This window comes from Fodinibius sp. AD559, from assembly GCF_052712805.1.
Genome location: NZ_JBQPVW010000001.1, coordinates 18,727 through 32,552 on the forward strand (window position 1 = coordinate 18,727; position 13,826 = coordinate 32,552).

The 13,826-nt window shown below is 41.3% G+C and carries 15 protein-coding genes; 10 read left to right on the plus strand and 5 right to left on the minus strand.

The window, feature by feature from the left end; translation table 11 throughout:
- Positions 1 to 227 precede the first annotated feature (227 nt).
- A complete protein-coding gene (locus ACQ4LT_RS00125; protein ID WP_445663963.1) occupies positions 228 to 671 on the plus strand; it encodes an Hsp20/alpha crystallin family protein in 444 nt (147 codons plus the stop codon).
- Between the two features lie 399 nt (positions 672 to 1,070).
- Here the strand turns inward: ACQ4LT_RS00125 and ACQ4LT_RS00130 are convergent, their stop codons facing one another.
- Both ACQ4LT_RS00130 and ACQ4LT_RS00135 read right to left on the minus strand, forming a co-directional pair.
- Positions 1,071 to 1,445, minus strand: a complete 375-nt coding sequence (locus tag ACQ4LT_RS00130; protein WP_445663964.1) for a hypothetical protein — start codon at positions 1,443 to 1,445, stop codon at positions 1,071 to 1,073.
- Positions 1,446 to 1,518: 73 nt separating this feature from the next.
- Complete coding sequence (locus ACQ4LT_RS00135) at positions 1,519 to 2,064, minus strand: RNA 2'-phosphotransferase (protein ID WP_445663965.1); 546 nt, start codon at positions 2,062 to 2,064, stop codon at positions 1,519 to 1,521.
- A 114-nt stretch (positions 2,065 to 2,178) separates the two neighbouring features.
- Between ACQ4LT_RS00135 and ACQ4LT_RS00140 the strand changes: the two genes are divergently transcribed.
- The gene (locus ACQ4LT_RS00140; RefSeq protein ID WP_445663966.1) at positions 2,179 to 2,661 is read left to right on the plus strand and encodes a hypothetical protein; all 483 of its coding nucleotides are present in this window, start codon (positions 2,179 to 2,181) and stop codon (positions 2,659 to 2,661) included.
- Positions 2,662 to 2,725: 64 nt separating this feature from the next.
- Here ACQ4LT_RS00140 and ACQ4LT_RS00145 read toward each other — a convergent pair whose 3' ends face one another.
- Both ACQ4LT_RS00145 and ACQ4LT_RS00150 read right to left on the minus strand, forming a co-directional pair.
- Positions 2,726 to 4,735: a prolyl oligopeptidase family serine peptidase gene (locus ACQ4LT_RS00145; protein ID WP_445663967.1), complete on the minus strand. Its 2,010-nt coding sequence runs from the start codon at positions 4,733 to 4,735 to the stop codon at positions 2,726 to 2,728.
- Positions 4,736 to 4,877: 142 nt separating this feature from the next.
- Positions 4,878 to 6,713 carry a PAS domain S-box protein gene (locus ACQ4LT_RS00150; RefSeq protein ID WP_445663968.1) on the minus strand — a complete coding sequence of 612 codons (1,836 nt, stop codon included), beginning with the start codon at positions 6,711 to 6,713 and terminating at the stop codon, positions 4,878 to 4,880.
- Positions 6,714 to 6,859: 146 nt separating this feature from the next.
- Here ACQ4LT_RS00150 and ACQ4LT_RS00155 point away from each other — a divergent pair, with 146 nt between their 5' ends.
- The 6 genes from ACQ4LT_RS00155 to ACQ4LT_RS00180 all read left to right on the plus strand — a co-directional run bounded on the left by ACQ4LT_RS00155 (position 6,860) and on the right by ACQ4LT_RS00180 (position 10,993).
- A complete protein-coding gene (locus tag ACQ4LT_RS00155; RefSeq protein WP_445663969.1) occupies positions 6,860 to 7,591 on the plus strand; it encodes a sulfotransferase-like domain-containing protein in 732 nt (243 codons plus the stop codon).
- Between the two features lie 31 nt (positions 7,592 to 7,622).
- Entirely contained in the window at positions 7,623 to 8,537 is a 915-nt protein-coding gene (locus ACQ4LT_RS00160) for an aminotransferase class IV (protein ID WP_445663970.1), read from the plus strand.
- An 18-nt stretch (positions 8,538 to 8,555) separates the two neighbouring features.
- Positions 8,556 to 9,182, plus strand: a complete 627-nt coding sequence (locus ACQ4LT_RS00165) for an ABC transporter ATP-binding protein (RefSeq protein WP_445663971.1) — start codon at positions 8,556 to 8,558, stop codon at positions 9,180 to 9,182.
- Complete coding sequence (locus ACQ4LT_RS00170) at positions 9,182 to 9,973, plus strand: ABC transporter permease (protein ID WP_445663972.1); 792 nt, start codon at positions 9,182 to 9,184, stop codon at positions 9,971 to 9,973. Before ACQ4LT_RS00165 ends, ACQ4LT_RS00170 begins: the two co-directional genes overlap by 1 nt.
- A 101-nt stretch (positions 9,974 to 10,074) precedes the next feature.
- The gene (locus ACQ4LT_RS00175) at positions 10,075 to 10,482 is read left to right on the plus strand and encodes a TonB-dependent receptor plug domain-containing protein (RefSeq protein ID WP_445663973.1); all 408 of its coding nucleotides are present in this window, start codon (positions 10,075 to 10,077) and stop codon (positions 10,480 to 10,482) included.
- A 91-nt stretch (positions 10,483 to 10,573) separates the two neighbouring features.
- Positions 10,574 to 10,993 carry a TonB-dependent receptor plug domain-containing protein gene (locus tag ACQ4LT_RS00180; protein WP_445663974.1) on the plus strand — a complete coding sequence of 140 codons (420 nt, stop codon included), beginning with the start codon at positions 10,574 to 10,576 and terminating at the stop codon, positions 10,991 to 10,993.
- A 78-nt stretch (positions 10,994 to 11,071) separates the two neighbouring features.
- Here the strand turns inward: ACQ4LT_RS00180 and ACQ4LT_RS00185 are convergent, their stop codons facing one another.
- Positions 11,072 to 11,650, minus strand: coding sequence for a DUF3124 domain-containing protein (locus ACQ4LT_RS00185; RefSeq protein WP_445663975.1), 579 nt, complete (start codon positions 11,648 to 11,650; stop codon positions 11,072 to 11,074).
- A gap of 141 nt (positions 11,651 to 11,791) precedes the next feature.
- On the opposite strand from ACQ4LT_RS00185, the gene ACQ4LT_RS00190 reads away from it, so the two are divergent.
- Both ACQ4LT_RS00190 and ACQ4LT_RS00195 read left to right on the plus strand, forming a co-directional pair.
- Positions 11,792 to 12,469: a response regulator transcription factor gene (locus ACQ4LT_RS00190; RefSeq protein ID WP_445663976.1), complete on the plus strand. Its 678-nt coding sequence runs from the start codon at positions 11,792 to 11,794 to the stop codon at positions 12,467 to 12,469.
- A gap of 5 nt (positions 12,470 to 12,474) precedes the next feature.
- A complete protein-coding gene (locus ACQ4LT_RS00195) occupies positions 12,475 to 13,734 on the plus strand; it encodes a sensor histidine kinase (protein ID WP_445663977.1) in 1,260 nt (419 codons plus the stop codon).
- Positions 13,735 to 13,826 lie beyond the last annotated feature (92 nt).

A 13,826-nucleotide genomic window follows, 5' to 3' on the forward strand; every position in this document is an offset into this window, starting at 1 on the left:
CCAAAAATTGAGTAATTATCAGACAGTATTCGAAATAGTTTTAAAATGACGTTTTTACAGTTCAGGCTTGTCAAAAATTACTTTTTACATTGGGCATATTTGTCAAAATTTCAAATTAATTTGCACTGGCACAGCGTTTGTAGGAAAAAAATGTTAATGTGATGGGCGTCCATTACACTCATGAGTAATTAGAACTGCTAAATGAAATACATTAGGAGGTATTTGCTATGCTGATGAGACAAAACAAATTCCCCACATTGTTCCATGATCGAAGTCGAAACACAAATACACTTCGATTTTCTGATATGCTTGACGAGATGATGGAAGATGTATTCTCAAGGAGCAAAGGTACATTTGTACCCGAACTCAACGTCTACGAAACAGACAAAGAGTTCGAAATAACCGTTGCTCTACCGGGAATGAGCAAAGACGATATTAATATCGGATTTGAAAACAACACTATTACTATAAGCGGTGAGCGTAAGCTGACAGAAGAAGATGGTACAAAGTATCATCGCATTGAGAGCCGTTTTGGCAAGTTTGAACGCTCACTGCCCCTACCCAATGTTATTGACGAAGATAACATCAGCGCCACATACGATAATGGCGTATTGACAATTACGGTACCTAAACTAAAAGAGAAAGCCGGTAAAAAGATCGAAGTAGATTAACAGTGACCGGCACATTTATTGACTCAAAAAGCCGCGGTTTCCCGCGGCCTTTTTATTTGTTTTATCAGATGGCTGAAATTGCCACCCGATGAATTTTAGTAGCTCAATTTACCCATCCGATCGCAACTCCAGCGGTCGGATGGATAGAATATTTCTAACTTTTTTTGTTCTCCTTTCTCTTCTTCAACTGATCAAGGACGATCGGAATAATAAAGAACAGCGATGCAATAACACTGATAATAATTGTTGTTAAGTCTATATTCATTTTTAAAACTGTTTTAAATATATCGTTCTGATATACCGATTTCGCTGCTTATACAAATATCAGTTATATCAATTTAAGATTGGAAGAGCTATCATAACATCTTGAGACTGATAGCCCACTACACATAAAACAGCTTATAGAAATGCGTGGTATGGAAAAAGGTACTTTAGAACTGCTGTAACACGATCTGATAATTGATAAATCTGCAGATATACTGCTGACCTATTTTCTGCAGCTGATACAATAAATTTATGAACGGCCGACTGCTCTCGATCTTCACCCGTCAATAATGGGGCAGGAACATTGCTTATATTTATTCCGCTTTCTGCCTGATGAAAGGCATTAAACAGATTGGGTTGATCAAAAGGATGGGTGGACTGAGATTTGTTTTTTGTATCTGCCTGAACAATCGAAAGACTGCTCTCTGCCGCAGATTCGGCATGTACCCACATATCCCCGGATAGCACAATAACCAATCCCACAAACAGTATGGAAAGCAGTTTTCTCATGTTGTAACGTACAAAATTCAAGACCGATATGCATTACCTGCGTGGACAGACTTAAAACTATGCACGCTACACTCTATGATTGCGTTTCCAAAAATTCGGGTGGCACAAAGTTCGTCAGCCAGATACTCTCCTCACTTTCGGACTGATAAAAGTCATAACCTTCGCGACTCATCCGTTTTGAAAATACGAGCAATATTTGAGGCTTGCCATGCCGTCCACCTACGTTGCGCGCTTCATCAATGGTAGTGGATAAGTGCACAAAATTTCGACTTTGAGCTTGAATACCATCTGCAAAAATAGACGATACATTATTACGAGCCGTACCATGATAAAGGTTCTCGGGAGGGTCTTTCGGTTTTAGCTGCAAATCCACATCAATAGAGTGGCCATAGCCAGCCCGGATATATTTTCGGTCACTGCTAAGAATGAACCGTTGCTTAGAACTATTTTGCATAATCTCCCGAATAATATCACGGTCTATATTTTTTCCGTTATGTTGAGCCTTTTCAACCAATTCAGATATTTTTGCCCAGCCGTTATTATCCACTTCAAGACCAATGGACTCGGGATGATGACGTAATACATGGCTCAAAAATTTACTTTGTGCTGTTAAATCCATCTGCTAATCTGTATAAATAATTTGACCAATCCAGGGTCATCCTTTCATTTTAAAGTATTAATAGATATATAACATTTCTCTTCGCAAGAACTAATACAAAATATAAGGATCGTTATGGAGCAAGAGGTAAAGGAGTTTTCACTTCGGACAAAATCAAAATGGGGTATGTTCTTTTTGTTTTCTCTGGTCGGCGGTCCCATGCTATATGCCGCATACCTCAATTATAATGTAGGAGAAACGCTTTTTGCTGTTCTGATGGTAATTTTATTTTTGCTTTGGGCTGGTGTTATTATAATTGCGGTGGGTTTTAAAATTAAATTAACAGATACTTCTATTCATCGACAGGGCTTAATTTCCCCAAGCATTATTGATTTTGCGGATATAAAATCTATTCACTTCGGATCTACTTTGTCTAACTTTTATGTGGAATCGGATGATAAAAAAATCCATTTCGGTAAAGATTTTGACGACCATGAAAAACTTCTCAACAATATCGTAGCGCATGTTAATCGAGTCAAAGATATTGATAAGGTAAAATTTCTCGGAGATGCTGAAAACATTCAGAAATACACCTCTCCAATAGCACAAGGAGAATAAAGCGCAAATAAAAATCCCCTCCTGAATAAACAGAAGGGGATATTGGCTAATTACTAACGTTGAATTAGTTTTCAACGGCCGTTTTTTCGACTTCAATTTCCACGTCAGGGCGCTCTTGCTGCTGTCCTTTAAGGTATTGATTAAACCAACGCATCATGCGCAAGTTATAGTCATAGCGTGCCGTTGCATTGCGGTTTCCATGTCCTTCTCCGGGATACAGTACCAGGCGAACCGGAGTGTCAGTACGTGTTTTAATATGACGATACAGCTCATACGACTGACCCGGATCAACACGCGTATCTTCTTTTCCTGCCATAATCAGCAAGGGCGTATCTGCCTGCCCGGCGTAATAAATGGGACTCCGCTCCAGATATTTCTGGTAATCATCCCAAATACGCTGACGGGTATGTACCAAATAGAGCTCTTCGGGAATGTCACTGGTTCCCCATTTTGAAATATTATCACTGATACCCACAAACATGACTCCTGCCGCAAAGCGATCGGTATATTTCGTGGCCATCCATCCGGTAGCATACCCACCATAAGAACCGCCGGTAACGCCTACTTTGTTGTCATCTACCAATCCTTCTTCTACTAACTCATCAACACCGGCAACAATATCATCAAACTCCGCTCCGGCTAAATCGCCCTGACTGCTCTTAGCAAATGTTTCTCCACGGCCGGTACTTCCCCGATAATTGGGATAAAAAACAAAATAACCCTGCGCAGCACCAACTTGACCGGCATCAGAATAGTTTGTTACCCAGCCATGATTATAATGGGCCTCGGGTCCACCATGTACCGTTGTAATCATGGGGTACTGCTTACCCTTTTCATAATCAACAGGATACACCAAGATGCCCTGTAGTTCGGTACCATCATCGGCCGTCCATGAGACCACTTCTTGCTTACCGAGCGTTTTATTTTTTAGCCAAGAATTCGTATTCGTTACGCGTTTGACACTATTACCAGATAATTGATACAACTCTTGGGGATGAGATGCTGAGCTGGCGGCAAAAATGGTACCCCCATTCGAAGCACGGTCAAAAGAGGAAAGATTTGTATCACCTTTACCTACAATCGTATTCATATTTGATCCGTCAGCATTTATACTGCCGTATGTTGACCATACGCCCTCACTGCTCAGATAGTGCAGCTTATTATTACCGGTCCATTTAAACTGTTCAAACATTCCCTTGTACTGCGGCTTCAACTGCGTAGGCTCACCACCATCGGCCGAGACAATAAATAATCGTCCAGCTATCGTATCATGGATATCGGCACCGGCAAGCATTGCCAGTTTATTTCCACTGGGACTCCAGCCAATTTGACCGAGCTTTCCTTCGTGATCAACTTCAGCAAGTACCTTTTTTCCCTCGTGGTCAACAACCTTTACTTGCTGCTTCATGTAGTAATCATCAACCAGGGGAGTAGGAGACACTGCTATAGCCAGCTTTTTTCCATTGGGGCTCCATCGCATTTGATAAACAGATCCTTCTACCTGAACCTGATGAGGACCGTGACCGGGCATATTTACATTTGCCACATAACCTCGACGCTGCTTAAGATTTTCCTCATATACTTCGGGATGATAGGGTAGCGACGATCGTTCAAAAGTGATCGTGTCCTGGGCCATAAAAGCGATGTGATCACCATCAGAAGCCCATTCATATTCTCCAATAGCAGTCTTAAAGGAATAAATTTTCTGGGCTTCTCCGCCATTCATCGAAATTTCATACACGCCTGTCGTTTCATCTGATGAACGTTTTCCCAAAAACGTAATGGAATTATGGTTTGGACGAAATGCGATATCACTAACGCTCATTGTCGTCACATAAGGAATAGAATTGCCGCTGGCCAAGTCTGCAAGATATAGATGATAGCTTGCAGGCTTATTTTCCTTTTCAGGATTGGCTTGCTTCTGCAAAGTATAAATTGCTTTTTCTCCTGATGGAGCAATTGCAATCTCATTAACCTGCTGCATATTGGCAACATCTTTTGGAGTTAATCCCTGATCTGATTGTGCTGCCAATGGCTGCACAGCTATAAAGCAGATCATTAATACAAATAACATAGGTTTTTGTAGTGATGATAGTATCATACTTATTCTCCGATTTAATTGTTTATTTTGAGGATATCATAAATCCGTTGACGCACTTTCTTACAACATAGAAACTGTAACTCATTGTTTCTTCAACATATAGTTTTGTGATATTTTATTCTTCAGTATCACCTTCGATATCAAAAGATAACGAAAAAGAAGTACCATAATCACCAGAGTCTACTTCCATTCGCCCATTTAACTGAGTGGTCAATGTATTAATAATTGTCATTCCCAGCGAAGGTTGCTCCTCTATATTAAAATCTTCCGGTAATCCAATACCGTTGTCCGTCACGCTCAATGTTATTTGTCCCTTATTTTCTCTAATTGATATATCAATTTTTCCTTTATCCCTATTTTCGAACGCATGCTTGTAACAATTTGTGATCATTTCGTTCAGCAACAAGCCACAGGGAATTGCCTGACCTACCGTTAACAGAATCGATTCCATTTCTGTATTTACATGAATTTCTTTTTCAAAATCGATCATCGATTCTTCAATCATATTGAGCAAATCGTTTATGTATTTGTCAATGGCAATTTCCGAAAATGTTTCAGAGCTGTACAGCTTTTCATGCACCATTGCAATCGACTGTATGCGCGACTGGCTTTCCTTTAGTTTTGCCAACAGTTTTTCATCCTCGGTGTTAAATACCTGCATCTGCAGCAAACCGGAAATAATTGCCAAATTATTTTTCACTCGGTGGTGAATTTCCGCCAGCAGCGTTTCTTTTTCTTTCAGAGATTTTCGTATAGTTTTCTCATGTATTTCATGATCAGTATTGTCACGCACATAGGCGATCAGACGTTTTTGGCCCCCCATTTCATAAAAAGCCGTATGAATTTCTGTGGGAATCTTTGTGCCGTCTTTCTTTTGATATATTCGCTTCCAGGCGTCATCACCTGTCGTTGCTATTTCGGCAAATGTTTCGGGATGCTTACTGTGAAATTTCTCGGGCGTCAGATCCAGCACATGCATTCCAATCAGCTCTTCCCGGGAGTACCCAAACAGTTCACATGCTCGTTTGTTACATCTCAGAATAGTACCATCAACATGAATTTCGAAGATAGCATCAAAAGCCAGTTCGGTAAAAGTGCGATGTCGTTTTTCGCTTTCCGCAAGCTTCTTCTCAGCTCTTTTACGCTGAGTAATATCACGATTTATTCCCACCCAATACTCATATCTCCCGTCATCGGTAGGAAAGGGCGCCATATCCAGCTCTACCCAATAAGGAGTGCCATCCTTCTTGTAATTAATAAACTCCTCCCGTAACGATTCTCCCTTTCTAATCTTTTGATTGATCCGGGCTAATGCTTCTTCAGAAGTTTCGGGTCCGTGCAGAAAGGTGGGCGTTTTATTAATAATCTCCTCGGACTGATAACCGGTAAACTGTTCAAACGATTTATTAACAAACACGACACGTGAATTTAGCGGATTGTCTTTTGGCGCCTTGGTGATAATCACCATGTCATTTAAATTATCCAGTGCCAGCTGCTGTAACTTTTCCCGCTTTTCCAGGTTTAGGTGCTGTATTTCTTTCTCTCTATCTACCTTAACAAGCACACCAACGAATTTCTCTTTTTCCTCATCAGCAACCAATTCCACCTCATCACGTAACCAGATATAATGTCCGGATTTATGCTTAAAGCGGTATTCAATTGCCTGGGAATTACCCGGATCAAGATTTTCAAAAAATGATTTTACTGATTGGCGGTCCTCCGGATGTATTCGCCCTATCCAGTTAAAACCCCCACCTATTATTTCTGAAGGAGTATATTCCAAAAGACGGCTAACATTGCAACTTATATCCACATAGGAATACTTATCACCGCTCCCTCGATGATAATATACGATTGAACTTTTTCCCAGTAGTTTTTCAAGTCGATAGTTGACCTCACCACTGTCATTCTCTCTGTATCCCATTAAGCCCGGAGGTCTATTCACATTCATTAGCCAATAATGTTAAAAATATGAAAACTATTGTAGAAAAGCGGGGGACGATTAAGTTCTTTAAACTATTCATTTATTGCTTTTGATGATCCTTAAAATATCAATACCATATACCACCTAAACGACATGCTCCAAATTCATTTGATATGGAAAATATCAAGATAAATATGTGGTCCGGCCCTCGTAATATTTCCACGGCCATCATGTACTCTTTTGCACAACGCAGCGATACCCAAGTAGTGGATGAGCCCTTCTATGCCCATTACCTGCTGCAAAGCGGTGCCGAACATCCCGGACGTGCTAAAGTGCTCGAAAGTCAGCCTAAAGATCCCTCCATTGTGATGCAAAATCTGACGGCAACCGGCACAAACTCTGATGTCTTGTTTGTCAAAAATATGGCTCATCATATGATTGAAATGGACGAAATCCTGGAGCAACTCTTCGAAGAATTTACTCCTGTTTTTTTGATTCGCGATCCCGCAGACATGCTGCTTTCCCTTGATAAATCACTACCTGATCCCTCACTGCGTGATACCGGATACCAACATCTGCTGGGTCTATTCGAAACTGCCGAAAACAATGATCTCCCCCTTACTGTTCTCGATTCAAAAGAACTATTAGAAGATCCTGAATTTGTTTTATCAGCACTCTGTGAACGACTGGGTATTCCGTTTGAGGAGTCCATGCTCTCATGGCAACCGGGCCCCATCCCCGAGGACGGTATATGGGCTGAATACTGGTATGATAATGTCCACCAGTCTACAAGATTTAAACCCTACACTCCCAAAACTGAGAATCTACCCAATCATCTGGACCCCCTTTACGAGCACTGTAAGTCGATTTACGATAGGTTGTTTGCACATGCAATTAAAAAGTAAAATCAAATTATAAATAACTCAGTATTAAGATATGGCTACACATCCAACCATTCCCGATCCCCGAAATAAAGATATTAAAGTTTGGATTGACGGTGAACTCTATCATCGCGAGGAAGCCAACATTTCAGTATTCGACAGCCTGGTACAAGGCGGCGACGGCGTATGGGAAGGGCTGCGCGTCTACGATGGAAAAATATTTGCGCTTGACGAACACCTCGAACGATTACAAAACTCCGCCCACGCTATGGCATTCGATAATATTCCTTCAAACAAGAAAATAAAAAAAGCTCTTTTTGCTACCCTCGAAACCAATGGCATGCGCGATGAAACACATGTTCGGCTCACACTATCGCGCGGCAAGAAAGTCACTTCCTATATGGATCCGCAAGTCAACCAATACGGGCCCACGCTCATTGTGCTGGCCGAATGGAAACCGCCTATCCATGAGGATAAAGAAGGACTACAACTGGTTACCTCCTCAATACGACGCAACTCACCACAGTGCATCGACTCCAAAATTCATCACAACAACCTAATCAACAATATTCTGGCTAAAATTGAAGCGAATGTCGCTAATGCCGATGGGGCTGTAATGATGGATATCGAAGGCTACGTATCCGAAGTAAATGCGACAAACATCTTTTTTGTCAACAACGGGAAGGTACTTACGCCCTTTGCAGATAGCTGCCTGCCGGGGATTACACGGAGTATCGTTATTGATCTTTGTAAAGAAAATGATATTCCGGTAGCAGAAAAACGGATTAGCATGGCCGAGATGTATTCTGCCGACGAGTGCTTCACGACGGGCACCATGGGCGAATTGGTTCCCGCAGTAGAAATAGATCAGCGCATAATCGGTGATGGTACCAAAGGACCTGTTACCGGTCGGCTGCAAAAGCTACATCACCAGCGAGCCCAAACAACCGGAGAACCGTTACCTTTTTAACAGAAAATCTACTTAATATTGGCACCCTCTCCCAAGATATCATTTGATAACGTCACTTTTAGCTTCGAAAATGAGCAGATTGTAACGGACTTCTCATTTGAGGCAAAGCCCGGTCAGCATACCCTGCTTAAAGGAGAGTCCGGATCGGGTAAGAGCACACTCCTTAAACTTCTTTTGGGATTTCATAGACCACAAGATGGGACCATTTCAGTTAATCGGAAAAACTACGATGCCCGAAAAATTCGGAAACAAACAGCTTGGCTGCCTCAGGATTTAAATTTGGGTTCCGGGACTGTTGCTGAAGTCATGGCAAAACCATTTGAATTTGCGGCTAACCAATCCACACAAACAAGAAATACTCAACAAAATCAGATAAAAACCTTGAAAGCTTTAGGACTCACCCCCGATATTCTCGATAAACAGTTTCGGGACCTTTCTACGGGTCAGCGCCAACGCGTGGGGTTAGCCCTCTGCCATCTTCTTGATAAACCACTGCTTTTATTAGATGAACCAACCTCGGCACTTGATGAGGCCTCCAAACAAAAAGCAGCAGAGCTGCTTCTTAACGACAGTAGTACTGTTATTTCCACTTCACATGATCCGTTCTGGGTTACCAAGGCTGATAACATAATAGAACTCACGTAATGGAAATTATTGACATCACATGGGTGCAGCTTGGTATTGGCTTTATCATTATGCTGGTACCGGCCTATATTTTATGGAAGTACCGAACCGGGCTCAACAAAAAGCTGTTGACAGCCTCGGTGCGGATGGTGCTACAATTGCTCTTTGTAGGCTACTACCTTCAGTATCTGTTTGAATATGACAATCCCTGGATTAATGCCGCGTGGATTTTTGTAATGGTGGCCGTTGCCGATTTTGCCACTATTGATCGAAGTGATCTAAAGCGAAAATGGTCGGTGATTATACCCGTCTTCGGGGCTACCTTTTTTGGCATCATCGTTATCGATCTCTTTTTTCTGGAAGTTGTAATACAGCTACCTAAGCTTCTGGCTGCACAATATACTATTCCCATAACCGGAATGGTTTTAGGTAACTGCCTGAGGAGTAATGTTATCGGGATTAATGCCTTTTACTACAGCTTAAATGAACATCAGGAACGCTACCAGTTTTACCTTTCATGTGGAGCAAGACGTTCCGAGGCGGTACATTCATTTTTTAGCAAAGCCCTGCAAAAATCAGCTAATCCTACATTGGCTTCCATGGCTACTATCGGGCTCGTTTCTCTGCCGGGTATGATGACCGGACAAATTTTGAGCGGCAGCTCACCACTTATTGCCATCAAATATCAAATTATGATTATGGTTGCCATCTTTTCGGGCACCATCCTTTCGGTCTATTTAGGAATTCTTTTCACCAATAAATTTGTTTTTAAAGATACCGATATGCTGGATGAGACGATCTTAAAGAATTAATGCGTCTTGTCACCGGCCATTATCGTTCTGTCACATATTTTTTTAATCAATACGGTAGTTTTATAGGTTGATTTATATAATCCCAAAAGACCATAAAGACTATGAAATCTTCAAAACTGCTTCTCGTACTGCTTGCTGCGGGGTTACTTGCTACAGTTCTGGGTTGTTCCACCTCCAGCACTGCAAATAAGGAAAACACCCAAAAAACCACTCCGGAAAATAACTGGACCCTCAAAGATCATCTTCGCAGAACTTCCAAAGCAACTATTACCGGCAGCAAAGGAAGCGAACGCGTTATTATTCGTGGCGAAAGTAGTACGAATGATCCCGGAAGCCAGCCATTGTTTATCATAGATGGACAAAAAGCCGGGCGAAGCTTTACACGTGTTAACGAGATGCTATATCCCGGAGAAATAAATTATATCGAAGTGCTTCCTCCCGGCCGAGCAGTGCGATATGGCATGGAGGGACATTTTGGCGTTATCCGCATCTATACCAAGAACCAGTAAATATCGATAAGTAATTATTTTTCATTTACTTAATTAACGGCAAATAACTATACTGCTAAGTACCTAATACTGTTAATCAAATCCCACCGTTATGAAACGATTAAACTTAGGTATATCGATAGCCCTTTGTATGCTCTTGCTTGGCTCCTTAGGATGTGCTACCACCAGTCAACAATCCCAACAAATACAATCCCAAGATTATACCAGCTATTGGACCCTCGAAGATTTTTTGCGCCGAGCCAACGGGGTACAGCTCAATGGCACTGGTGACGATATACAAGTCATAATACGAGGACATAAATCAATTAGTAATTCATTTTCACAGCCGTTATTTGTTGTAGACGGTCAAAAGGCAGGTCGAAACTATTCTCGTGTTTCGAGCATGTTCGCTCGAGGTGAGATAAACTCGGTCAAAGTACTTCCACCCGGTGCTTCTGCACAATACGGCATGCAAGGGCAGTATGGGGTCATTAAAATTGAGTCCAAGTATTCAGGAAATAAAAATTCCTGAGTCAACATACTTATGGTCTAATTTTAGGATCTGAAAATAAAGGAGGGAATAACTTTAGAAAAAGAATCTATTATGAATTCAATTGTTGGATGTACCTACGGAGCGCTCCTGAAGTACCCGCCCAACACTTAAAAATGATATCCCTTGTTGCTGTGATGTGCTAATATTGACCGCTTCAACAGCAGGCGGATAGATAGGACTTTGCGAAGACCATCGTACAAGAAAGTTAGCTCCGACACCGCCCCGCAAATCAGTTTCCTCAATCACATACGAGGTTGAGGCCAAAGGTCGAATTTTCTCCGTTGAATCCACGTACTGTTGAACTAAATTCCCTTTTGAATCATAATACGCAACTTCAGTAATGGTAAAGGGACGATAAGGATCTGCATTTCGGATACTTAAGGTCGTTGTCAAGTTAAAGGTTTTCTGCCGGTTCTGTTGGTAGATATGTGAGTAAACAGGTACATAAACCAGCTGGCCCACACTGCTTTTTTTTCGTTTGAAATCAGTGGGTTCTTGCTGTAATACAACATCACTCGAACTTTTTTGTTCTATTACTGAACCTGATGATTGTTCTTTAGTAGAAGGGGATTCCTGCTCCGAAGCACATGCTCCCAAAACAATTCCCAAAACAAAAATTACAATAATACGCTGCATAAATAAGTAATATAGAAATCAGCTTTTGTTATAATCATAATATAACTATTGCATTTCAAAGTACTAATCTGAACTATATTAAAGTAATACGATTCCAACCTTCAGTTTTGCTTCAAATTCATTTGTTATGTTTAAACTGATATGAAACTACTTATTATCGAAGATAACGAAGATTTGCTGCAGAATATCCAAACGTATCTAAAGCGTGAAGGATATATCTGTGAATCTGCAAAATCGTATTCTGCCGCTTTCGACAAGGTAATGTCATATACCTACGATGTGGTACTCATCGATATTATGATACCCGGCGGATCGGGCCTGCAGGTTTTGCAGGAATTAAAATCCCTAAATCCGGAAACCGGGACCATCATCATATCGGCTAAAAATGCCTTGGACGACAAAGTAGAAGGGCTGGAACTGGGCGCTGATGATTATATCACCAAGCCTTTTCAATTACCCGAGCTACACGCCCGCATTAAAGCTGTAAATCGCAGGCAACACCGTGATGGAAAGGAAATTATCAATGTGAACGAAATTGCTATCGATACCAAAACTATGGAGGTAACGGTGGATGGAAACCCCGTAAACCTTACGCCTAAAGAATATGAACTGCTGCTCTATTTTTCATCCAATAAAAATCATGTGCTCTCAAAGCAGACCATTGCCGAACATCTGTGGGGCGATTACGTCGACCATCTCGAAAACCTTGATTTTGTTTATCAACATATCAAAAATCTGCGCAAGAAGTTAGAAACCGCCGGGGCTAATGACTATATCGAAAGTGTCTACGGTATAGGGTATAAATTTAAAGTCCACTGATTACCATGAAGCTAATAACTAAATTTGTTCTCATTTATATTATTGTAACTGTTTTCGTGCTGGGGATAGGTGGTGTTGTGTCTTATCATGTTATTAAGGGCGAACTCGACAAGGAACTTAAGTGGCGATTTTTGGATCGCGTAAATAGAGTAACGCATCTGCTGGAAAAAGGTAAAAGATTCGAGGGCAAAGTCCGAGGCAGTAATCATACTAATTTAGAAATTACGGCGCTGCCCAACAGAGTAGAACCAAGCGTTGAAGTTCGTGACACCTTGGTCTGGCATCATCGTCTGCAGCAGCGCGAAACTAATCTAAAAATGGTTGCCCACCGCAATGTTGATGGAACCAGCTATCGTATTGCAACCCACGGCGCTCTTGTTGAATCTGATGATATTACCGAGGCGGTAATACAAATACTGCTCTGGATTTTAGGGCTGCAAGTCGTTGGTGCCGTAGGCGTCGGATTCATCGTTTCAAATCGTCTTTTCAAACCATTCCGTAAAACTTTGAAGCGTATCAAAGACTTTACCCTCCAGGATAAAGAGCCCATAACCGCTGAAGAGACATCCGTAGCTGAATTTGACGATTTAAATAAGTTTGTCGAAGAAATGACCAGCAAGGCAGTATCTGACTATAAGAATCTCAAAGAGTTTGCCGAGAATGCTTCGCATGAACTTCAAACGCCCCTTTCCATCATCAAGGGAAAATTAGAACTGCTTACCGAAACCGACCTTTCGCCCGAACAGTATCAATTTGTCGAAGACAGTCAGCGATCGGTAAAAAAATTATCGCGACTCAGCGAATCCCTGGCCTTGCTTACTAAAATTGAAAACCACGAATTTACTGAAACCGAAGAGGTCAACCTCTCAGCGCTAATTAATGAAAGCACCCAGGCTTTTGATGAATTTATTACGCTCAATGGCCTTACTGTTAAAACCGACATCAAAGATGATGTTTCTGTACAGATGCATCCCGTGCTTGCAGATATATTGTGGACGAATCTTTTTCAGAACGCTATAAAACACAATGTAGAAGAGGGAAACATTAATATTTCGCTAAACCACCAACGCCTTCTCATCTCCAATACAGGCGATCCGCTTTCATCTACACCCGAAGAATTGTTCCGACGTTTTAAAAAAGACAATGTCGAGGCAACTTCTATTGGACTTGGTTTAGCTATTATCAAACGAATTGTCGACCAGTACGATTATACCATTTCGTACACCTACGAGGAAGGCTGGCATACCATTCAAATTGATTTCTAACACTGGGGAATCTTCAAATTTGATTCAGAATTTATTCAGTGTTTGAACAGTATCACCTGTTACCTTTTCAACTAAGACAATTTATCAACACA

What these genes read in the sequence shown, in the direction of transcription:
- ACQ4LT_RS00125 (WP_445663963.1), top strand. Translation starts at nt 228, where the DNA reads ATGCTGATGAGACAAAACAAATTCCCCACATTGTTCCATGATCGAAGT.
- ACQ4LT_RS00130 (WP_445663964.1), bottom strand. Translation starts at nt 1,445, where the DNA reads ATGAGAAAACTGCTTTCCATACTGTTTGTGGGATTGGTTATTGTGCTA.
- ACQ4LT_RS00135 (WP_445663965.1), bottom strand. Translation starts at nt 2,064, where the DNA reads ATGGATTTAACAGCACAAAGTAAATTTTTGAGCCATGTATTACGTCAT.
- ACQ4LT_RS00140 (WP_445663966.1), top strand. Translation starts at nt 2,179, where the DNA reads ATGGAGCAAGAGGTAAAGGAGTTTTCACTTCGGACAAAATCAAAATGG.
- ACQ4LT_RS00145 (WP_445663967.1), bottom strand. Translation starts at nt 4,735, where the DNA reads ATGTTATTTGTATTAATGATCTGCTTTATAGCTGTGCAGCCATTGGCA.
- ACQ4LT_RS00150 (WP_445663968.1), bottom strand. Translation starts at nt 6,713, where the DNA reads ATGAATGTGAATAGACCTCCGGGCTTAATGGGATACAGAGAGAATGAC.
- ACQ4LT_RS00155 (WP_445663969.1), top strand. Translation starts at nt 6,860, where the DNA reads ATGGAAAATATCAAGATAAATATGTGGTCCGGCCCTCGTAATATTTCC.
- ACQ4LT_RS00160 (WP_445663970.1), top strand. Translation starts at nt 7,623, where the DNA reads ATGGCTACACATCCAACCATTCCCGATCCCCGAAATAAAGATATTAAA.
- ACQ4LT_RS00170 (WP_445663972.1), top strand. Translation starts at nt 9,182, where the DNA reads ATGGAAATTATTGACATCACATGGGTGCAGCTTGGTATTGGCTTTATC.
- ACQ4LT_RS00175 (WP_445663973.1), top strand. Translation starts at nt 10,075, where the DNA reads ATGAAATCTTCAAAACTGCTTCTCGTACTGCTTGCTGCGGGGTTACTT.
- ACQ4LT_RS00180 (WP_445663974.1), top strand. Translation starts at nt 10,574, where the DNA reads ATGAAACGATTAAACTTAGGTATATCGATAGCCCTTTGTATGCTCTTG.
- ACQ4LT_RS00185 (WP_445663975.1), bottom strand. Translation starts at nt 11,650, where the DNA reads ATGCAGCGTATTATTGTAATTTTTGTTTTGGGAATTGTTTTGGGAGCA.
- ACQ4LT_RS00190 (WP_445663976.1), top strand. Translation starts at nt 11,792, where the DNA reads ATGAAACTACTTATTATCGAAGATAACGAAGATTTGCTGCAGAATATC.
- ACQ4LT_RS00195 (WP_445663977.1), top strand. Translation starts at nt 12,475, where the DNA reads ATGAAGCTAATAACTAAATTTGTTCTCATTTATATTATTGTAACTGTT.